This window comes from Vogesella sp. LIG4 (assembly GCF_900090205.1).
Taxonomy (GTDB): Bacteria; Pseudomonadota; Gammaproteobacteria; order Burkholderiales; family Chromobacteriaceae; genus Vogesella.
The window spans coordinates 2,520,490-2,538,390 of the sequence record NZ_LT607802.1; the positions used below are offsets into that span (position 1 = coordinate 2,520,490).

At 64.5% G+C, this 17,901-nt stretch carries 18 protein-coding genes; 9 read left to right on the forward strand and 9 right to left on the reverse strand.

The genetic code is table 11. The features are described from left to right. Positions 1 to 165 precede the first annotated feature (165 nt). The 3 genes from alaS to recA form a co-directional block, all read right to left on the reverse strand. The gene (gene alaS / locus PSELUDRAFT_RS11940; protein ID WP_088967054.1) at positions 166 to 2,796 is read right to left on the reverse strand and encodes an alanine--tRNA ligase; all 2,631 of its coding nucleotides are present in this window, start codon (positions 2,794 to 2,796) and stop codon (positions 166 to 168) included. Positions 2,797 to 2,931: 135 nt separating this feature from the next. Next, positions 2,932 to 3,387: a recombination regulator RecX gene (gene recX / locus PSELUDRAFT_RS11945; RefSeq protein WP_088967055.1), complete on the reverse strand. Its 456-nt coding sequence runs from the start codon at positions 3,385 to 3,387 to the stop codon at positions 2,932 to 2,934. Next, complete coding sequence (gene recA, locus PSELUDRAFT_RS11950; RefSeq protein ID WP_088967056.1) at positions 3,387 to 4,442, reverse strand: recombinase RecA; 1,056 nt, start codon at positions 4,440 to 4,442, stop codon at positions 3,387 to 3,389. The genes recX and recA overlap by 1 nt, the downstream gene beginning before the upstream one ends. Before the next feature lie 242 nt (positions 4,443 to 4,684). On the opposite strand from recA, the gene hrcA reads away from it, so the two are divergent. From hrcA to recR, 6 genes are all read left to right on the forward strand, one after another. Further along, the gene (hrcA, locus tag PSELUDRAFT_RS11955; protein ID WP_088967057.1) at positions 4,685 to 5,710 is read left to right on the forward strand and encodes a heat-inducible transcriptional repressor HrcA; all 1,026 of its coding nucleotides are present in this window, start codon (positions 4,685 to 4,687) and stop codon (positions 5,708 to 5,710) included. Positions 5,711 to 5,827: 117 nt separating this feature from the next. Beyond that, positions 5,828 to 6,877: a lytic murein transglycosylase B gene (gene mltB, locus PSELUDRAFT_RS11960; protein WP_088967058.1), complete on the forward strand. Its 1,050-nt coding sequence runs from the start codon at positions 5,828 to 5,830 to the stop codon at positions 6,875 to 6,877. 67 nt (positions 6,878 to 6,944) lie between these two features. Further along, positions 6,945 to 8,981, forward strand: a complete 2,037-nt coding sequence (dnaX, locus tag PSELUDRAFT_RS11965; protein ID WP_088967059.1) for a DNA polymerase III subunit gamma/tau — start codon at positions 6,945 to 6,947, stop codon at positions 8,979 to 8,981. A gap of 6 nt (positions 8,982 to 8,987) precedes the next feature. Then, positions 8,988 to 9,326 (forward strand): YbaB/EbfC family nucleoid-associated protein, encoded by a 339-nt coding sequence (locus tag PSELUDRAFT_RS11970; RefSeq protein WP_088967060.1) that lies wholly within the window; start codon positions 8,988 to 8,990, stop codon positions 9,324 to 9,326. Positions 9,327 to 9,344: 18 nt separating this feature from the next. Further along, on the forward strand, positions 9,345 to 9,809 hold the full coding sequence (locus tag PSELUDRAFT_RS11975; protein ID WP_088967061.1) for a hypothetical protein: 465 nt from the start codon (positions 9,345 to 9,347) through the stop codon (positions 9,807 to 9,809). After that, positions 9,806 to 10,405, forward strand: a complete 600-nt coding sequence (gene recR, locus PSELUDRAFT_RS11980; RefSeq protein ID WP_088967062.1) for a recombination mediator RecR — start codon at positions 9,806 to 9,808, stop codon at positions 10,403 to 10,405. The genes PSELUDRAFT_RS11975 and recR overlap by 4 nt, the downstream gene beginning before the upstream one ends. A gap of 124 nt (positions 10,406 to 10,529) precedes the next feature. Here the strand turns inward: recR and PSELUDRAFT_RS11985 are convergent, their stop codons facing one another. From PSELUDRAFT_RS11985 to PSELUDRAFT_RS12005, 5 genes are all read right to left on the reverse strand, one after another. Beyond that, positions 10,530 to 10,823 carry a helix-hairpin-helix domain-containing protein gene (locus tag PSELUDRAFT_RS11985; RefSeq protein WP_088967063.1) on the reverse strand — a complete coding sequence of 98 codons (294 nt, stop codon included), beginning with the start codon at positions 10,821 to 10,823 and terminating at the stop codon, positions 10,530 to 10,532. A 14-nt stretch (positions 10,824 to 10,837) separates the two neighbouring features. Next, positions 10,838 to 11,965 carry a succinyl-diaminopimelate desuccinylase gene (gene dapE / locus PSELUDRAFT_RS11990; RefSeq protein ID WP_088967064.1) on the reverse strand — a complete coding sequence of 376 codons (1,128 nt, stop codon included), beginning with the start codon at positions 11,963 to 11,965 and terminating at the stop codon, positions 10,838 to 10,840. Beyond that, positions 11,962 to 12,312, reverse strand: coding sequence for an ArsC family reductase (locus PSELUDRAFT_RS11995; protein ID WP_088967065.1), 351 nt, complete (start codon positions 12,310 to 12,312; stop codon positions 11,962 to 11,964). The genes dapE and PSELUDRAFT_RS11995 overlap by 4 nt, the downstream gene beginning before the upstream one ends. Before the next feature lie 144 nt (positions 12,313 to 12,456). Next, positions 12,457 to 13,584 (reverse strand): PilT/PilU family type 4a pilus ATPase, encoded by a 1,128-nt coding sequence (locus PSELUDRAFT_RS12000; protein ID WP_088967066.1) that lies wholly within the window; start codon positions 13,582 to 13,584, stop codon positions 12,457 to 12,459. Between the two features lie 135 nt (positions 13,585 to 13,719). Further along, positions 13,720 to 14,451 (reverse strand): peptidylprolyl isomerase, encoded by a 732-nt coding sequence (locus tag PSELUDRAFT_RS12005; RefSeq protein ID WP_088967067.1) that lies wholly within the window; start codon positions 14,449 to 14,451, stop codon positions 13,720 to 13,722. 272 nt (positions 14,452 to 14,723) lie between these two features. Between PSELUDRAFT_RS12005 and PSELUDRAFT_RS12010 the strand changes: the two genes are divergently transcribed. The 3 genes from PSELUDRAFT_RS12010 (at position 14,724) to PSELUDRAFT_RS12020 (ending at position 17,424) form a co-directional block, all read left to right on the forward strand. Continuing rightward, positions 14,724 to 15,224, forward strand: a complete 501-nt coding sequence (locus tag PSELUDRAFT_RS12010; RefSeq protein WP_197693856.1) for a GNAT family N-acetyltransferase — start codon at positions 14,724 to 14,726, stop codon at positions 15,222 to 15,224. Between the two features lie 110 nt (positions 15,225 to 15,334). Next, on the forward strand, positions 15,335 to 16,588 hold the full coding sequence (locus PSELUDRAFT_RS12015) for a nitronate monooxygenase (RefSeq protein ID WP_088967068.1): 1,254 nt from the start codon (positions 15,335 to 15,337) through the stop codon (positions 16,586 to 16,588). A gap of 149 nt (positions 16,589 to 16,737) precedes the next feature. After that, entirely contained in the window at positions 16,738 to 17,424 is a 687-nt protein-coding gene (locus tag PSELUDRAFT_RS12020) for a MarC family protein (protein ID WP_164497429.1), read from the forward strand. 74 nt (positions 17,425 to 17,498) lie between these two features. On the opposite strand, the gene PSELUDRAFT_RS12025 is transcribed toward PSELUDRAFT_RS12020, so the two are convergent. Continuing rightward, positions 17,499 to 17,765: a SemiSWEET transporter gene (locus PSELUDRAFT_RS12025; protein WP_088967069.1), complete on the reverse strand. Its 267-nt coding sequence runs from the start codon at positions 17,763 to 17,765 to the stop codon at positions 17,499 to 17,501. Between the last annotated feature and the right edge of the window lie 136 nt (positions 17,766 to 17,901).

Consider the following 17,901-nt stretch of genomic DNA (forward strand, 5'->3'; position numbering starts at 1 on the left):
CTCATGCTTGGCTGCTGGCAAGCCCGATGGCAGCAGGGTTGTTGGCAAGGACCATGCTTACAGGGCAAGCGCCTGTGTGAGTGGCGCTTCATATTGCGGTTGTTGAGTGCGGCAACAACAAAAACGGCCACCCGAGGGTGGCCGTTTTGCATTGCGCGGCGAGGCTTACTTGCCGGCAACCCAGTCACGGGTGCTGGCCAGTGCGGCAGCCAGGTTTTCCGGCTGGGTGCCGCCGGCCTGGGCCATGTCCGGACGGCCACCGCCCTTGCCGCCCACCTGCAGGGCAACGTGGTTCACCAGTTCGCCGGCCTTGAAGCGGCCGGTGAGGTCCTTGGTGACGCCGGCAATCAGCGCTACCTTGCCGTCGGCCTTGCTGCCCAGCACGATCAGCGCCGAGCCCAGCTTGTCCTTCAGCTTGTCCAGCGTGTCGCGCAGGGTGGCGTTGTCGGCGCCTTCCAGTTCGGCGGCCAGCAGCTTCACGCCGTTCACTTCCAGTACCTGCTCGGCCAGGCTGTCGCCGGCAGAGGCCGCCAGCTTGGCCTTCAGGGAGGCCAGCTCTTTCTCCAGCGCCTTCATGTCGCTCTGCAGGTTGCCGATCTTGGTCAGCACTTCGTCGCTGCTCTGCGCCTTGAGGTTGGCCGCAGCGGCTTTCAGCAGGCTGTCCTGCGCCTGTACGTGGGCTACTGCGCCTTCGCCGGTCACGGCTTCGATACGGCGTACGCCAGCGGCCACGCCGCCTTCGGACACGATCTTGAAGAAGCCGATGTCGCCGGTACGGTTGACGTGGGTACCGCCGCACAGTTCAGCGGAGAAGTCGCCCATGGTCAGCACGCGCACTTCGTCGCCGTATTTTTCGCCGAACAGCGCCATGGCGCCGGCGCGTACCGCGTCGTCGAAAGCCATTACGCGGGCGCTGACTTCATAGTTGGCCGCAATCACGTGGTTCACCACGCGTTCGATCTCGGCGATTTCCTCGGCCGATACCGGCTGGCCGTGGGCGAAGTCGAAGCGGGTGCGCTCGGCGTTTACCAGCGAACCCTTCTGTGCCACATGGCCGCCCAGTACCTTGCGCAGCGCTGCGTGCAGCAGGTGGGTGGCGGAGTGGTTGCGCGCGGTGGACTGGCGCTTGTGCAGGTCGATGGTGGCCTGCACGGTGTCGCCCACGCTCAGGCTGCCGCGTGCCAGGCGGCCGGTGTGGCCGAATACCGCGGACTTGATCTTCTGGGTGTCGGCCACGTCGAACAGGGCGCCCACGCCACCGGCGGTGGAGATTTCTCCCACGTCGCCCACCTGACCGCCGCCTTCGGCGTAGAAGGCGGTGTTGTCCAGCACCACGATGCCGTCGTCGCCTTCAGCCAGCGACTGCACCGGCTCGGTGCCCTTGTACAGGGCAATCACCTTGGCATCCACGCTGCTGCTGCCGTAGCCGAGGAAGGTGGTGTCGGCGCCGTCGTAGCTGACGTTGCCGGTAACCTTGAAGGCGGAGGCGGCACGGGCGCGGGCGCGCTGTTCTTCCATGGCGCGCTCGAAGCCTTCCAGATCCACTTCGATATTGCGTTCGCGGCAGATGTCGGCGGTGAGGTCCACCGGGAAGCCGTAGGTGTCATACAGCTTGAATACGGTGTCGCCGTCCATGGCGGTCTTGCCGCCTTCCAGCGCGGCATCCACCAGCGCCATGCCGGTGTCCAGGGTCTCGGCAAACTTGATTTCTTCCTGGCGCAGCGCGTCCTCGATCACCGCCTGCTTCTGGCGCAGCTCCGGGTAGGCATCGCCCATTTCCGTTACCAGGTCGGCAACGATCTTATGGAAGAACAGGCCTTTCTGGCCCAGCTTGTAGCCGTGGCGGATGGCGCGGCGGGCGATGCGGCGCAGCACGTAGCCGCGGCCGTCGCTGGACGGCAGGATGCCGTCGGCGATCATGAAGGAGCAGGCGCGGATGTGGTCGGCGATCACTTTCAGCGACGGCACGTCCTGGCTGTACGGCAGGCCGGTTTCGCGTGCGGCGGCGCGTACCAGGCAGGCCAGACCGTCGGTTTCGTAGTTGGAGTGCACGCCCTGCAGCACGGTGGACAGGCGCTCCAGGCCCATGCCGGTATCCACGGACGGCTTCGGCAGCGGGTGCAGGGTGCCGGTCTCGTCGCGGTTGAACTGCATGAATACGTTGTTCCAGATCTCCATGAAGCGGTCGCCGTCTTCATCCGGGCTGCCCGGAGGGCCGCCGGCCACGGACGGGCCGTGGTCGAAGAAGATCTCGGTACACGGGCCGCACGGGCCGGTGTCACCCATGGTCCAGAAGTTGTCGGAGGCGTACGGCGCGCCCTTGTTGTCGCCGATGCGCACGATCTTTTCCGCCGGCAGGCCGACGGTCTTGTGCCAGATGTCGTAAGCCTCGTCATCGCTGGCGTACACGGTGACCATCAGCTTGTCCTGCGGCAGGTTCAGCCAGTCCTTGCCGGTGAGGAACTCCCAGGCGAAGGTGATGGCATCGCGCTTGAAGTAGTCGCCGAAGCTGAAGTTGCCCAGCATTTCGAAGAAAGTGTGGTGGCGCGCGGTGTAGCCAACGTTTTCCAGGTCGTTGTGCTTGCCGCCGGCGCGCAGGCATTTCTGGCTGGTGGTGGCGCGGGTGTAGTCGCGCTTCTCGAAGCCCAGGAACACATCCTTGAACTGCACCATGCCGGCGACGGTGAACATCAGCGTCGGGTCGTTGCCGGGGATCAGGCTGCTGGAAGCCACTACCTGGTGGCCCTTGGAGGCAAAGAAGCCGAGAAACTTCTGGCGAATTTCTGAGGTTTTCATGGTTTGTGTGTTGATTCCGCTATCGTTGGCTTCGCGGGGCGAGCGCCGCGAAGGTATCGGCTCGATTGTGGCAACCCTTGCCAGTGCTGGCAAGGGTTGATGCAGGGTCGCGGCGCGCGACTTTGTTGCAATGCGTTATTCGCTGTCCGGAAAGTCGTCGCAGCCGGCGATCACCTTGCGGATGATGTCCATGCCGAAACCGCGGCTGGCGAGAAAGCGCATCTGCCTGGCGCGCTCGGCGGCATCGGCCGGCGGCTGGCCGAATTTCCTGCGCCACAGCGCGCGCGCGGTGGCCAGGTCGTCCTGCTCGGTCAGCGCCTCGCGGATGGTGTCGCGGTCAATGCCGCGCTCGCGCATTTCCATGGCGATGCGGCGGCTGCCGTACTTGCTGGCGCGGCTGGCTGCAAACTGCTCGGCAAAGCGGCTGTCCGACTGCCAGTGGCGTGCGGCCAACTCGTCGAGCAGGGCGTCCAGCTCTTCTGCCGATTCGGCAAAAGGCGCGAGCCGCCGCTTCAGCTCCAGCCGCGAATACTCGCGGCGGGACAGAAGATCGACGGCTCGCGCCCTGAGGCTTTTACCGCTGCCGGTCATCAGGCGTCGAAGGTGTCGTCAACCAGTTCGTCTTCATCCGGCTGGCCTTCGGTAATCTGCACGTTCACGCCTACCGATTCGCGGACCTTGCGTTCGATCTCGCGGGCGATTTCCGGGTTGTCCTTCAGCCACAGGCGGGTGTTGTCCTTGCCCTGGCCGATCTTCTGGCCGTTGTAGCTGTACCAGGCGCCGGATTTCTCGATCAGCTCGTGCTCCACGCCCAGTTCGACGATCTCGCCTTCACGGCTGATGCCCTCTCCGTACAGGATGTCGAAGTTGGCCTGCTTGAACGGCGGGGAAACCTTGTTCTTCACCACTTTGACGCGGGTCTCGTTGCCGATGATCTCCTCGCCCTTCTTGATGCCGCCGATGCGGCGGATGTCCATGCGCACCGAGGCGTAGAACTTCAGCGCGTTACCGCCGGTGGTGGTTTCCGGGCTGCCGAACATCACGCCGATCTTCATGCGGATCTGGTTGATGAAGATCACCAGGGTGTTGGTGCGCTTGATGTTGCCGGTGAGCTTGCGCAGTGCCTGGCTCATCAGGCGGGCGTGCAGGCCGACGTGGTTGTCGCCCATTTCGCCTTCGATTTCCGCCTTCGGCACCAGTGCGGCTACCGAGTCCACCACGATCACGTCCACACCGCCGGAGCGTACCAGCATGTCGGCGATTTCCAGCGCCTGTTCACCGGTATCCGGCTGCGAGATCAGCAGCTGTTCCACCGAAACGCCCAGTTTCTGCGCGTATTGCGGGTCCAGCGCGTTTTCCGCGTCGATGTAGGCGCAGGTGCCGCCCAGTTTCTGTGCCTCGGCTACTACCTGCAGACACAGCGTGGTCTTGCCGGAGGATTCCGGGCCGTAGATTTCCACTACACGGCCACGCGGCAGGCCGCCGACGCCCAGTGCCAGGTCCAGGCCGAGCGAACCGGTGCTGATCACCTGCAGGTTCTCGGTGATCTGGTTGTCGCTCATGCGCATGATCGAGCCTTTGCCAAACTGCTTTTCGATCTGTGCCAGCGCTGCGGCCAGGGCTTTGCTCTTGTCTTCGGCTGCCATGCTTACTCCATTCGTTCAAAACGGCATATCGGGAAGGTTTTTTTGATTATGTACGTTTTCATTCGGCGTGCCAAATAAAAACGCAATCAACGATGTATGCGCGCCACACCCGGTGGCGGCAGACAGGGAACCAGGCGGCGGATTATCGCACAAATCATCATGCGGCCAAGCCGGTGTCGCCCCTGGCTGGCCGGGATGGCGGGGGCTTTTGAGATGGGCGGCAGCTGTGACAGAATGCGATCATGCTGAACGAACGCACGCAACATCTGCTCAAGGTACTGGTCGAGCGCTATATCGCCGACGGGCAACCGGTGGCATCCAAGACCCTGGCCGCGGTTTCCGGGCTGGAGCTGTCGTCGGCATCCATCCGCAACATGCTGGCCGAGCTGGAAGACATGGGCCTGATCGCCTCGCCGCACACCTCGGCCGGGCGCATTCCCACGCCGCGAGGTTACCGGCTGTTTGTCGACCGGCTGCTCACCGTGCAGCAGCTGGCACCGCCGACGCTGGCCGAGCTCAAGAGCGGCATCCAGCCGGACAGCCCGCAGCGCGTGGTGCAGGCTGCCTCGCAGATGCTGTCGGAACTGACCCAGTTCGCCGGGGTGGTGATGACGCCGCAGCGCGCCGATGCCGCCTTTCGCCAGGTGGAGTTCCTGCGCCTGTCCGAGCGCCGCATCCTGCTGATCCTGGTGACGCTGGATGGCGACGTGCAGAACCACCTGTTTCATACCGGCCGCGATTACACGCCGGGCGAACTGGTGGAGGCGGCCAACTTCCTCAACCAGCATTACGCCGGCCAGCAGCTGGACAGCGTGGCCAGCCGCGTGGAAACCGAGCTGCGCCAGCTGCAGGGCAATATTTCCGAGCTGATGGCGGCGGCGATCCAGTTCGGCCGCCAGGCGCTGCCGGGCGGCGATGACATCGTGATCCGCGGCGAGGGCCGCCTGCTGGCGGTCAGCGACTTTTCCAGCGACCTGTCGCGCCTGCGCGAGCTGTTCGACACCTTCCAGCGCAAGACCGAGCTGCTGCAGCTGCTGGAGCAGAGCCGGCGCGCCTCCGGCGTGAGCCTGTTCATCGGCGAGGAGTCCGGCGTAGTGCCGCTGGACGACTGCAGCGTGGTCACCGCCCCATACCGGCTCAATGGTCAGGTGGTGGGCACGCTGGGCGTAGTGGGGCCGACGCGCATGGATTACGAGCGCGTGATTCCCATCGTCGATATCACCGCGCGCCTGGTGTCCAGCGTACTGAATTTCAATGATCAGCCGTAAGAGTCTGAGATCGTAAACAGGCTCCAAGCGCCGGCTCACGATTGCCCGCCAATGCGCGGCAATGTGAGCGGGCGGCAGGCCCGAGCGGCTTGCGGCCAACCTAACAGGAGTCTTTCCATGCGTGCCTTGCGCCGTTTGGCCCTGGCGGCCATGCTGGCCTCCGTTTCCGCCGCCCAGGCGGACGTGGGGCTGCTGATGCGCCCCGATGTACAGCGCTTTATCGATGAACAGGTGGCCAGTGGCGAGGTGAGTCGTGCCGAGCTGGAGACGGTGTTCGCCAATGTCGACGCCAAGCCCAATGTGATCACCATCATGGACAAGCCGTCCACCGCGCGGCCGTGGTACCAGTTCCGCCCCAATTTCTATAACGAGAAGCTGCTGCAGGAAGGCGTGGCCTTCTGGCAGAAGAACGAGGCAACGCTGCAGCGCGCGCAGCAGCAGTTCGGCGTGGCGCCGGAGATGATCGTGGCCATCCTGGGCATCGAAACCCGCTACGGCCGCGTTACCGGCAGCTTCCGCCTGGCCGATGTGCTGAGCACGCTGGCCTTCGATTACCCGCGCCGCGCCGAATTCTTCCGCGGTGAGCTGGCCGAGTTCTTCCGCCTGGCGCACAGCGAGAACGTCAACGCGCTGAGTCTGAAAGGCAGCTACGCCGGCGCCATCGGCATGCCGCAGTTCATGCCGTCCAGCTTCCGCAAATGGGCAGTGGATTTCGATGGCGACGGCCATCGCGACATCTGGAACAACCCGGCCGATGCCATTGGCAGCGTGGGCAACTATTTCCAGCAGCATGGCTGGCTGGTGGGGGACGACGTGGTGGTGCCGGTCGACGTGACGCCGGGCGCGGCCATCGACGAGCTGGTGGCCGACAAGTTCAACCTGCACTACACCGTGGCTGAGCTGAAGGCCAAGGGCATCGTGCCGCGCGCGCCGGTGCGTGACGAGGCGCTGGCGGTGCTGGTGCCGCTGGAGGTGGCGCCGGGCGACACGCGCTACTGGCTGGGCCTTAACAATTTCTACACCATCACCCGCTACAACAAGAGCACTCTGTACGCGATGGTGGCGCAAGAGCTGGCGCAGGAGATCCGCAACCGCTACCTGGCGGTGCGCTACGCCCCGGTGCCGGCCGTGGCCAACCAGGACGCCTCCGCCCCGGCAGTCAACTGATAAGGGGGCGCGACTGGCGTAGCAGCCGGTGTCGGCCCTGGTTTAAAAACTGCTAGAATTGTCAGCTATGACTTATCAAGTTCTCGCCCGCAAGTGGCGCCCCAAGCGCTTTGCCGACCTGGTCGGCCAGGAGCACGTGGTACGCGCGCTGTCCAACGCGCTGCGTGAGTCGCGCCTGCACCATGCCTACCTGCTCACCGGTACCCGCGGCGTGGGCAAGACCACCATCGCCCGCATCCTGGCCAAGAGTCTGAACTGCGAAACCGGCACCGGCGCCGAGCCCTGCGGCGAGTGCCAGGCCTGCCGCCAGATCGACAGCGGCCGCTATGTCGACCTGCTGGAGATCGACGCCGCTTCCAACACCGGCATCGACAATATCCGCGAGGTGCTGGAGAACGCGCAGTACGCGCCGACCATGGGCCGCTTCAAGGTGTACATCATCGACGAAGTGCACATGCTGTCGAAGAGCGCCTTCAACGCCATGCTCAAGACGCTGGAAGAGCCGCCGGCGCACGTCAAATTCATCCTCGCCACCACCGACCCGCAGAAAGTGCCGGTCACGGTGCTGTCGCGCTGCCTGCAGTTCAGCCTGCGCAACATGACGCCGCAGCAGGTGGCCGGCCACCTGGCGCACGTGCTGGATGCCGAGGGCGTGGTGTACGAAACGCCGGCGCTGGCACTGCTGGGCCGCGCCGCCGCCGGCTCCATGCGCGATGCACTGTCGCTGCTGGACCAGGCCATTGCCTACGGCGTGGGCGAAGTGCGCGAAGACGGCGTGCGTGCCATGCTGGGCGCGGTGGACAAGCGTTACCTGTTTGTACTGCTGGACGCGCTGGCCGATGGCGACGGCGCACAGCTGATGGCCGAGGTGGAAACGTTGGCCGCACGCGGCATCGGCTTCGACAACGCGCTGGCCGAGCTGGCCAGCCTGCTGCACCAGCTGGCGCTGGCGCAGACCGTGCCGGATGCCATCGCCTCCGACGAACCGGAGCGCGATGTGCTGTTCGCGCTGGCGCAGCGCATCGGCGCCGAGGACATCCAGCTGTACTACCAGATTGCGCTGCATGGCCGCCGCGACCTGGCGCTGGCGCCGGACGAACATGCCGGCTTCTCCATGACCATGCTGCGCATGCTGGCCTTCCACCCGCTGCACGCTGGTGAAAGCGCCGCGCGACCATTGCCGAGCGCCCGCCCGCAGGGCAGCGCCCCGGCGCCGCAAGCCGCCCCCAGTGTGGCCGCACCGTCGGCCGGCGCCTCGCCGGTGAAGGCGCTGCTGGCACAGATGAGTGGCAAGAGCGAGCGCAGCGTGCCGTCCGCCGACAAGGCGCCGGCAGCCGAACCCGAACCCGAGCCCGCGCGGCCGGCGGCAGCGCCCGCCGCCGAGGTGGCGCGACCGGTAGCGCCGCCACCGCCGCCGTCACCCGCTCCGCGCGCTGCCACCGTAACGCAGGCAGCGCCGCCGGAAGCCCCGCCGCCGTGGGAAGAGCAGCCGGTGGCCGCACCGGTTGCGCAGCCGGTGCGTGCGCCGGAGCGCCCGGTTGCGGCCACGCCGCCCGCCGTTGCGCCTGCCGCGCCGCAGCAGGAGGAGGCCGGGGACGACGAGCGCGAGCCGGAGCCGGAAGAGACGCTGCCCAGCTACCTGATGGACGAGGACGCCGAACTGGCCGCCTACGCCCAGGGTGACGCTGCCGCCGCCAGCGGGTACGATACGCCGCGTTTCGATGGTGACTGGGCTGCGCTGATCGGCACGCTCAGCGCCAGGATGGGCACCGCGCGCATGCTGGCGCAGAATGCGGTTCTTAAGTCCTGGAATGAGCAGATATTTGAACTGGCGGTGCCGGAGGCCTTCCGTAACCTGGCCGGCCCCGATTATCAGAACAAGCTGAAGGCGGTGTTGTCCGCCCACCTCGGCCGCGAGGTGCAGCTGCGTGTCAGCGTCGAAACGCTGGACATGGAAACCCCGGCGATGCGCGATGCGCGTGCGCGGCGCGAACAGCAGGCCGCCGCCCGGCAGTACATGGAAAACGATCCCCTGGTACAACAGCTGGTGCGCGACATGGGCGCCATGCTGTTGGCCGAAACCATACAACCCGTTCAGGAGTAGCACACGATGTTTGGCAAAGCCGGTATCGCGGGCCTGATGAAGCAGGCTCAACAAATGCAGGACAACATGAAAAAGGCACAGGAAGAGCTGGCCAATGTTGACGTGGAAGGCCAGGCCGGCAACGGTCTGGTGAAAGTCACCATGAGCTGCGCGCACGTGGTACGCCGCGTTGCCATCAGCGATGGCCTGCTGGAAGACGCCAAGGAAGACAAGGATATGCTGGAAGACCTGATCGCCGCCGCGTTCAACGACGCCGCGCGCAAGGTCGACGAAACCACCCAGCAGCGCATGGCGGGCTTCAGCGCCGGCATGAACCTGCCGGCCGGGATGAAGTTCCCGTTCTGATCGCCAGACGGCGCGGCCATGGCCCGTTTTGCCCACTTTACCTTGCGCCTGCGCCTGAAGGCACCGGCGCACGAAGTGTGGCAACGGGCCATTTCCGTTTCCGGCATCCGCGACGAGATGTTTCCCTGGCTCAGGATGAGCCTGCCTGCCGGCGTGTTGCCGGCCGAGGCGGACAATCTGCAGCTGGGCCGCTGCTGGCTGTGGCTGTTCGGCTGTCTGCCGGTGGAGTGCGATCGCCTGGGGCTGCAGCGTTTGCGCATGCTGTCGTTTGACGAGCGCTCCAGCATGCTGTCACAGCGCCGGTGGTGGCATCGCCGCCGTGTCGTTCCGCTGGATGCCAGCAGCTGCGAACTGGTCGACCGGGTGGCATTTGTGCCGCGCTGGCGCGGTCTGTTGCCGCTGTCACGGCGGCTGGTGTATTTGATCTTTGTCTGGCGTCATCGCCGCTTGGCCCGCCGTTACGGTCTGGATATCCGTGTATGAAAAACCCTCCCTCGCTAGATCAGCTGATTGCCGCGCTCAAGGTGCTGCCCGGTGTCGGCCCCAAGTCCGCGCAGCGCATGGCCTTTCACCTGCTGCAGAAGGACAGAACAGGTGCCGACCGGCTGGCGCGCGCGCTGGACAGCGCACTGCTCAATCTGCGTCACTGCGAGCGTTGCAATACCTTCAGCGAAGTGCCGCTGTGCAATGTCTGCGCCGACGAGGAGCGTCGCCAGGAGCTGTTGTGCGTAGTGGAAATGCCGGCTGACCTGCTGATGCTGGAGCAGTCGCGCAGCTACGACGGGCTGTACTTCGTGCTGATGGGGCGGCTGTCGCCGATGGATGGCGTCGGCCCGCAGGATCTTGAACTGGACAAGCTGGTGGCACGCGCCAGCGACGGCAAGGTGCAGGAGGTGGTGATTGCCACCAACTTCACCGCCGAAGGCGAGGTGACTGCACACCTGATCGGCGAGATGCTCAAGGCGCAGGGCCTGCGGGTGACGCGCATCGCGCGCGGCATGCCGGTGGGCGGCGAACTGGAACATGTCGACCCGGGTACGCTGGCGCAGGCGATGTATGAACGACGCAGCCTGGACTGATGCGGCCAACGTTGGCCGCATGCCGTTTGCCAGAAAAAACCGCACGTTTCCGTGCGGTTTTTTTGTTTGTTGCGCGCAACTGCACGCTGCATGGCCTTTGCCCACCTTGCGGCCGCTACCTGCGCTACCGGCTTTCCGAGAGCAGACGCTTGCGTTGTGCCGTGTACTGCCACCACGGTTTGGGTTCTCCGCCTGCCATGAAGTCGACTACCGACATCAGCACGTCCAGCACGCAGGGGTCGTGCTTGCTGGCGGTGATGGCGCACAGGCGCTCAAATAGCGCCAACGCATCCTGTCCTATCAGGTCTTCCGGCTTGTTGATTCCCAGCAGGCGAAGATCCGCGGCGCCGGCCGGCCCGATATTGGGCAAGTCGGTAAGGCAGGCGACGCGGTGGCGGACAACCTTGGCGGGATGCATTGGAGTGCCTGCGCTCAACCCAGCAGCTTGTGCAGCGTCTTCTCGTACACCTGCGCCAGCGGTTCGAGGTCGTCCACGCTCACGCACTCATTCAGCTTGTGAATGCTGGCGTTGATCGGGCCGAATTCCACCAGCTCGCGGGCGATGCGCTTGATGAAGCGGCCGTCCGAGGTGCCGCCGGTGGTGGACAGCTGGGTCTCCACGCCGGCCACTTCGTGAATGGCGCTGCCGATGGCGTCGGTGAGGCGGCCCGGCTGGGTGATGAACGGGTTGCCGGACAGCGCCCAGTGCAGCTCGTAGGCCAGGCCGTGGCTGTCCAGGATCTGGTGTACGCGATCCTTCAGCGAGTCGGCGGTGTGCTCGGTGGAGAAGCGGAAGTTGAACTTGATGTCGCAGTGGCCGGGAATCACGTTCACCGCACCGGTGCCGGCGTGGATGTTGGAGACCTGCCAGCTGGTGGGCGGGAAGTGCTCGTTGCCGTTGTCCCATACCTCGGCGGCCAGTGCCGTCAGCGCCGGCGCGGCCAGGTGGATGGGGTTCTTTGCCAGCTGCGGGTAGGCGATGTGGCCCTGGATGCCATGCACGATCAGGTGGCCGGACAGCGAGCCGCGGCGGCCGTTCTTGATGGTGTCGCCGAATACCTGGTCGGAAGTCGGCTCGCCCACGATGCAGTAGTCGATATGCTGGCCGCGTGCTTCCAGCGCGTCCACCACGCGCACGGTGCCGTCGGTGGCCACGCCTTCCTCGTCGGAGGTGATCAGGAAGGCGATGATGCCGTCGTGCTCCGGTTTGGCGGCAACGAAGCGCTCGGTGGCGGTGATGAAGGCGGCCAGCGAGGCTTTCATGTCGGCAGCGCCGCGGCCGAACAGGTGGCCGTTGCGGATGGTGGGGTGGAAGGGGTGGCTCTGCCACTGTTCCACCGGGCCGGTGGGCACCACGTCGGTGTGGCCGGCAAAGCACAGCAGCGGGCCGCTGTGGCCGCGGTGCGCCCAGAAGTTGCTCACGTCGGCAAACGGCATGCGCTCGATGGTGAAGCCCATGTCTTCCAGGCGGGCGATCATCAGCTCCTGGCAGCCCTCGTCACGCGGGGTGATGGAGTCGAGCTGCATCAGCTGCTGGGTCAGTTCCAGGGTTGCGCTCATTTGCCGAAGGCCTCCTGCCAGGTGTCGGCCTTGAAGCCGACGCTGAGCTTGCCGGCGTTATCCAGCACCGGGCGCTTGATGATGGACGGCTTGGCCTGCAACAGGGCGATGGCGCCCTCGTTGCTGTCGGCCTGCGCTTTTTCTGCATCGCTGAGCGCGCGCCAGGTGGTGCCGGCGCGGTTGATCAGCTTGTCCAGGCCGATGCCAGCGATCCAGCGCTGCAGCAGCGCGGCGTCAACGCCCTGTTTCTTGAAGTCGTGGAAGGTGTAGTCCAGGTCTTGCGCGGTCAGCCACTGGCGGGCTTTCTTGACCGTGTCGCAATTGGGAATGCCGTACAGGGTAATCATGGGTGTGTGGTGCCTATTGCTGTCGGTACGGGCGCCAGGCCGGCGCCGCGGCGGAAACTGCCGGCCATTGTCCCGAAACATGGCGGCGGCTGCAATCGGCAGCCGCTGCGGCCAGGGGTGGCCGCAAGCGGAGATGGGGAGTGGCTAGTGCTCCAGGGTGAAGCCGGAAAAACTGGCCTGGTTGTCGCTGTCACCGGGGCTGGCGGTCTTGCTGGCGCTTTCGTGGTTGATCAGCCAGTACAGGTTGGTTGGCGAGTCGGCGTACTGCATGGCGGTATCCAGGCTGATGTAGCCGGCCTTGTACAGGCGGAACAGCGATTGCTCAAAGGTCTGCGAGCCGTCGCTCATGCTGGCCTCGATCGCTTCCTTGATCTTGCCGATCTCGCCGTTGCGAATCAGCTCGGCAATGTGCGGCGTGTTGATCAGCAGTTCCATCGCCGGGCGGCGCTTGCCGTCGAGCGTGGGTACCAGGCGTTGCGACAGCACGGCTTTCAGCGTTTCCGACAGGTCCATCAGCAGTGCGGTGCGGTTTTCCAGCGGGAAGAAGCTGATGATGCGGTTCAGCGTGTGGTAGCTGTTGTTGCCGTGCAGGGTGGAAATGCACAGGTGGCCGGATTGCGCGTAGTTGATGGCGTAGGTCAGGGTTTCCGCGTCGCGGATCTCGCCGATCATCAGCACGTCCGGCGCCTCGCGCATGGCGTTCTTCAGCGCATTGCCGTAGCTCAGGGTGTCGATGCCGATTTCGCGCTGGTTGACCATGCTCTTCTTGTGTTCGAACACGAATTCGATCGGGTCCTCCACGGTAAGGATGTGGCCGCTCTGGTTGCGGTTGCGGTGGTCGAGCATGGCGGCCACGGTGGAGCTTTTGCCGGAGCCGGTGGCGCCCACCACGAATACCAGACCGCGCTTGAGCTGTACCAGCTCCTGCAGGCTGGTGGGCAGGTGCAGGTGTTCCAGGCTGGGAATCACCGGCGCGATGAAGCGGATCACCAGCGCCACGTCGCCGCGCTGGCGGAAGATGTTCACCCGGTAGTTGCCCAGCTCTTCCACCTGGCGACCGAAGTTCATTTCCAGATTGGCTTCGAACTCGGTGATTTCTTCCTCGCTCATCAGGCTGTAGGCCAGCCGCTTGACCTGCTCGCCGGTGAACGGTTTGTCGTTGACCGGCATGATGGTGCCTTCGATCTTGATCTGCGGCGCCATGTCGGCGGTAAAGAACAGGTCGCTGGCCCGCTTGTCCGCCATCAGCTTGAAGAAGGGGTGCATCAACATGGGTTCGGTCCCGACTTTGAAGAAGTAGTGCTAAGTCTAGTCCGAAGTAATGACAGCTTGAAATGCTTTCTGCGTAATGCGGCCAACAAAAAAGGCCGGGGGAACCCCGGCCGTTGTGCTGTTTGCCTGGCGAGCTTAGCCCGGCATGTTGAAGCCCTGGATGTCGGCAGCCTTCACCAGGGTGTTCAGGTAGTCGTGCATGGCCTGGCGGGCAGCCATTTCGTTCAGGTACTGCTGCAGGCGCGGCTTCACTTCTTCCAGGCTGATCTGGCCACCTTCGCTGCGGCCGGTTACCTGGATGATGTGGTAGCCGAACTGGGTTTCCACCAGGTTCGGGGTGATGTTGCCGGCGTCGGTGCCGAATACCGCCTGTTCGAATTCCGGCACCATCTGGCCGCGACCGAACTGGCCCAGGGCGCCGCCCTGCTGGCTGGACGGGCAGGCGGAATGTTCACGGGCCAGGTCGGCGAAGCGCGCCGGGTTGGCCTGCACTTCGGCCAGTACGCCTTCGGCTTTGGCGCGAGTCAGCGATTTGGCCAGCTCGTCGCCGCCTTCGGTCTTGAACAGGATATGGCTGGCGGCGGCGCTGTCACCCTGGCGGAAGTATTCCGGGTGAGCGGTGTAGTAGGCCTCGCAGGCGGCTTCGTCCACCGGTGCGAATTGCAGTTCCTTGTCCAGCAGCGCGCCGATGGCTTCGCCTTCGTTGGCATTGTCGTAGCCGCTGGCACGGGCCTTTTCCAGCAGCAGACGATGCAGCACCAGTTGCTGGATGGCTGCGTCACGCGGATTCGGCGTATCTTCGTGGCTCGGCAGCTCGGCTTGCACCATGGCTTCGGTAATTTCAACACCGTTGACGGTAATGGACATGAAAGTTTCCTGTGGTAAAGGTTGCGTCTTGCGTTTGGTAGCAAGCGATAAGGCGCCAGCTGCCTAACTTGGGGCAGGGTGGCGAATATCAAGCACCGCTGCGCGGAAAACATCAAACATGACAACGGCTTTTGCCCTGTGGCGCCATTCCTGTTACCGTGCGCCAGCCCTCGCCAAAGGGGCGGGGTAAACCTTGCTGTTTGCCGGCAGGCTTGTCGCCGGCGTGGTGCCGTATGCCGGCGTTGGCCGGCGGGCGGCCGGAAGAGGATGTCATGCTGCCGATTCGAACTGCACGCCTGATCCTGCGCGAGTTCACCCTGCAGGATACCGACGTGGTGCTGGGGGTGCTGACCGACCCGGATTTTATCCGCTACGTTGCCGACCGCGGCATTCGCAGCCAGGAACAGGCCATTGCCTACCTGCACGATGGCCCGCTGGCCAGCTATGCCCGCTACGGGCACGGGCTGTGGTGTGTGGCGCGGCAGGAGGACGGCGTGGCGCTGGGCATGTGCGGGCTGATCCGCCGCGACAATATGCCGCACGTGGATCTGGGCTATGCCTTGCTGCCGCATGCCCGTGGCAGCGGCTATGCCCGCGAGGCGGCCGAGGCCTGCCTGGTGTACGGGCGCGAGGAATTGCAGCTGTCGCCCATCGTTGCCTACATCCACCCGGACAACCGCGCGTCTGCCGCGGTGCTGGAGGCGGTGGGCATGCGCTTTCAGGGCATGGTGGTCTTTCCGGGTGTGAGCGGGGATACCGCCTTGTACGAATGAGCGGCGCGCACTGCGCGCGCCGGTTTCGCTGGGCCTTAAATGAGCAAAAGCTCTACGGCAGACGGATTGCCGTATAATGCCGCCCAGTCTTACGGAGAGTGTTGTTAGAAATGAAATGTGTTGATGATTTCCGCCTGCGCCTGGGCGAGCACGAGCTGGTGCCGATCATGCAGGGTGGCATGGGCGTTGATATTTCCACCGCCTCGCTGGCGCTGGAAGTGGCCCGCCTGGGTGGTATCGGCCATATCTCGGATGCGATGGTGCCCACCGTGGCCGACCGCCGCTTCAATACCAAGTACGTCAAGAACAAGCTCAAACAGTACAAGTTCAACGTCGAGAACACCGACAAGTCGGTGGTGAAGTTCGACCTGCAGGAGCTGGCCGACGCCACCCGCCTGCACGTGCGCAGTGCGATGGATGCCAAGCAGGGCAATGGCCTGATCTTCATCAACTGCATGGAAAAGCTGACCATGAACGCGCCGAAGGAGACGCTGAAAGTGCGTATGCACGCGGCGCTGGATGCCGGCATCGACGGCATCACCCTGGCGGCTGGTCTGCACCTGGGCTCGTTTGCGCTGCTGGAAGACCACCCGCGCTTCCGTGAAGCCAAGCTCGGCATCATCGTGTCCTCGCTGCGCGCGCTGCAGCTGTTCCTGAAAAAGACCGCACGTACCAAGCGCCTGCCGGACTACGTGGTGATCGAAGGCCCGCTGGCCGGCGGCCACCTGGGCTTCGGCATGGACTGGGACCAGTACAACCTGGCCGACATCGTGGTGGAAATCCGCGACTGGATGAAGGCGGAAAACCTCGACATCCCGCTGATCGCCGCCGGCGGCATCTTCACCGGCAGCGATGCGGTGCGCTTCCTGGAAATGGGCGCCAGCGGCGTGCAGGTAGCTACCCGCTTCACCGTGACCCGCGAATGCGGCCTGCCGGACAAGATCAAGCAGGAGTACTTCAAGGCCGACGAGGAAGACATCGAAGTCAACCAGCTGTCGCCTACCGGCTACCCGATGCGCATGATCAAGCAGTGCCCGGCCATCGGCGACGGCATCCGCCCGAACTGCGAAGCCTACGGCTACCTGCTGGATGCCAGCGGCAGCTGCCAGTACATCGAGGCCTACAACCGCGAAGTGGCTGCCCACCCGGACGAGCGCCGCGTGAAGGTGATGGACAAGACCTGCCTGTGCACCCACATGCGCAACTTCGACTGCTGGACCTGCGGCCAGTACACCTACCGTCTGAAGGACACCACCGTGCGCAAGGCAGACGGCAGCTACCAGCTGTTGAGCGCCGAGCACGTGTTCCACGACTACCAGTTCAGCAAGGACGACCGCATCGCGCTGCCGGCAGCGGAAGCGTAAACCCGCTTGTTCGACCTGAACCCGACGCCGCACACCGTGCGGCGTTTTGTTTTGCCCTTGCGGCCAACGTTGGCCGCAATGCTAGAATCATCGCGATTATCAATAAAACAAGCCAGGGCGCGGCAGGCGTACCTGGCGGGAGCCCCCGCATGAGTCCCGTGTTGTCCCTGTTTGTCAGCAAGTTTCTGTTCGTGGCGGCGGCGCTGCTGCCCATCATCAACCCGCCGGGGCTGGTGCCTTTCTTCATCTCGCTGACCTCGCACAACAGCCAGGCGCAGCGGGCGTTCCTGGCGCGCCGCATTGCCGTCTACTGCTTCCTGCTGCTGCTGGGCAGCATGTATATCGGCGGCTTCGTGCTGAGCTTCTTTGGCGTGTCGCTGCCGGTGGTGCAGATTTCCGGCGGCCTGCTGATCACGATTGCGGCCTGGCGCATGCTCAACGACAACCCGGCGGAAAACACGCCCAGCGTGAGCAAGCTGGAAAACCGCGAAACGCTGAAGCAGCGCGCCTTCTACCCGCTGACTTTCCCGCTCACCGTGGGGCCGGGGTCGATTTCGGTGGCCATTACCGTGGGCGCCTCGCTGACCAGTACCGGCAAGGCGCTGGAGCGTTTCACCCTCGCGCCGCTGGCGGCGGTGGCGGCGGTATCGGTAACCTGCCTGCTGATCTGGTGGTGCCTGCTCTACGCCGACCGGCTGATGGGCTACCTGGGGCAGACCGGGGCGGTGGTGTTCCTGCGCCTGACCGCCTTCATCCTGCTGTGTCTGGGGGTGCAGATCATCTGGGAAGGCTTCAGCGGGTTGGTGGAGCCGCTGTTGCACAGCGTCGGCAAGTAAGTGCCAAGTAAGCGCCAGCCGCACACATGACAAGGCCCCGCTGCGCGGGGTCTTGTGCCTTCTGCGATGCCTGCTCAGCCGCGGTCGCGCGACACCTGGCGCAGTTTCATGGCCAGGATGATGGACGACAGCAGCAGGGTGATGAAGTTGGCCGCAACCACCGGCAGCGAGTTGATGGACCAGCCATACAGCAGCCACAGCACGGTACCGGCGACGAACATCAGGTACATGGCCAGCGAAATGCTGCGGGTGTCGCGGCTTTTCAGGGTGTGCAGCACCTGCGGCAGAAAACTGCCGGTGGTGAGCAGGGCGGCGATGTAGCCGAGTTGTTCCATGGTCATGGCAGTGGCCGGAAAAAGAAAATTAACATTCTGCCAGAGCGCTGGCGTAAGCAAGGCACTACTTCGGAGCAAGTGTCGCATCTTGGCCCTGTCTGCCATTGGCAAAGCCGTTACAATGGCGGCTTTTTGCCGAAAG

Excerpts from the sequence above, each read along its gene's own strand:
- PSELUDRAFT_RS12005 (WP_088967067.1), bottom strand. The coding sequence starts at position 14,451 with ATGTCCATTACCGTCAACGGTGTTGAAATTACCGAAGCCATGGTGCAA.
- PSELUDRAFT_RS11995 (WP_088967065.1), bottom strand. The coding sequence starts at position 12,312 with ATGATTACCCTGTACGGCATTCCCAATTGCGACACGGTCAAGAAAGCC.
- PSELUDRAFT_RS12010 (WP_197693856.1), top strand. The coding sequence starts at position 14,724 with ATGCTGCCGATTCGAACTGCACGCCTGATCCTGCGCGAGTTCACCCTG.
- dnaX (WP_088967059.1), top strand. The coding sequence starts at position 6,945 with ATGACTTATCAAGTTCTCGCCCGCAAGTGGCGCCCCAAGCGCTTTGCC.
- PSELUDRAFT_RS12020 (WP_164497429.1), top strand. The coding sequence starts at position 16,738 with ATGAGTCCCGTGTTGTCCCTGTTTGTCAGCAAGTTTCTGTTCGTGGCG.
- recR (WP_088967062.1), top strand. The coding sequence starts at position 9,806 with ATGAAAAACCCTCCCTCGCTAGATCAGCTGATTGCCGCGCTCAAGGTG.
- mltB (WP_088967058.1), top strand. The coding sequence starts at position 5,828 with ATGCGTGCCTTGCGCCGTTTGGCCCTGGCGGCCATGCTGGCCTCCGTT.
- PSELUDRAFT_RS12000 (WP_088967066.1), bottom strand. The coding sequence starts at position 13,584 with ATGTTGATGCACCCCTTCTTCAAGCTGATGGCGGACAAGCGGGCCAGC.
- hrcA (WP_088967057.1), top strand. The coding sequence starts at position 4,685 with ATGCTGAACGAACGCACGCAACATCTGCTCAAGGTACTGGTCGAGCGC.
- alaS (WP_088967054.1), bottom strand. The coding sequence starts at position 2,796 with ATGAAAACCTCAGAAATTCGCCAGAAGTTTCTCGGCTTCTTTGCCTCC.
- dapE (WP_088967064.1), bottom strand. The coding sequence starts at position 11,965 with ATGAGCGCAACCCTGGAACTGACCCAGCAGCTGATGCAGCTCGACTCC.
- recA (WP_088967056.1), bottom strand. The coding sequence starts at position 4,442 with ATGGCAGCCGAAGACAAGAGCAAAGCCCTGGCCGCAGCGCTGGCACAG.
- PSELUDRAFT_RS11975 (WP_088967061.1), top strand. The coding sequence starts at position 9,345 with ATGGCCCGTTTTGCCCACTTTACCTTGCGCCTGCGCCTGAAGGCACCG.
- recX (WP_088967055.1), bottom strand. The coding sequence starts at position 3,387 with ATGACCGGCAGCGGTAAAAGCCTCAGGGCGCGAGCCGTCGATCTTCTG.
- PSELUDRAFT_RS11985 (WP_088967063.1), bottom strand. The coding sequence starts at position 10,823 with ATGCATCCCGCCAAGGTTGTCCGCCACCGCGTCGCCTGCCTTACCGAC.
- PSELUDRAFT_RS12015 (WP_088967068.1), top strand. The coding sequence starts at position 15,335 with ATGAAATGTGTTGATGATTTCCGCCTGCGCCTGGGCGAGCACGAGCTG.
- PSELUDRAFT_RS12025 (WP_088967069.1), bottom strand. The coding sequence starts at position 17,765 with ATGACCATGGAACAACTCGGCTACATCGCCGCCCTGCTCACCACCGGC.
- PSELUDRAFT_RS11970 (WP_088967060.1), top strand. The coding sequence starts at position 8,988 with ATGTTTGGCAAAGCCGGTATCGCGGGCCTGATGAAGCAGGCTCAACAA.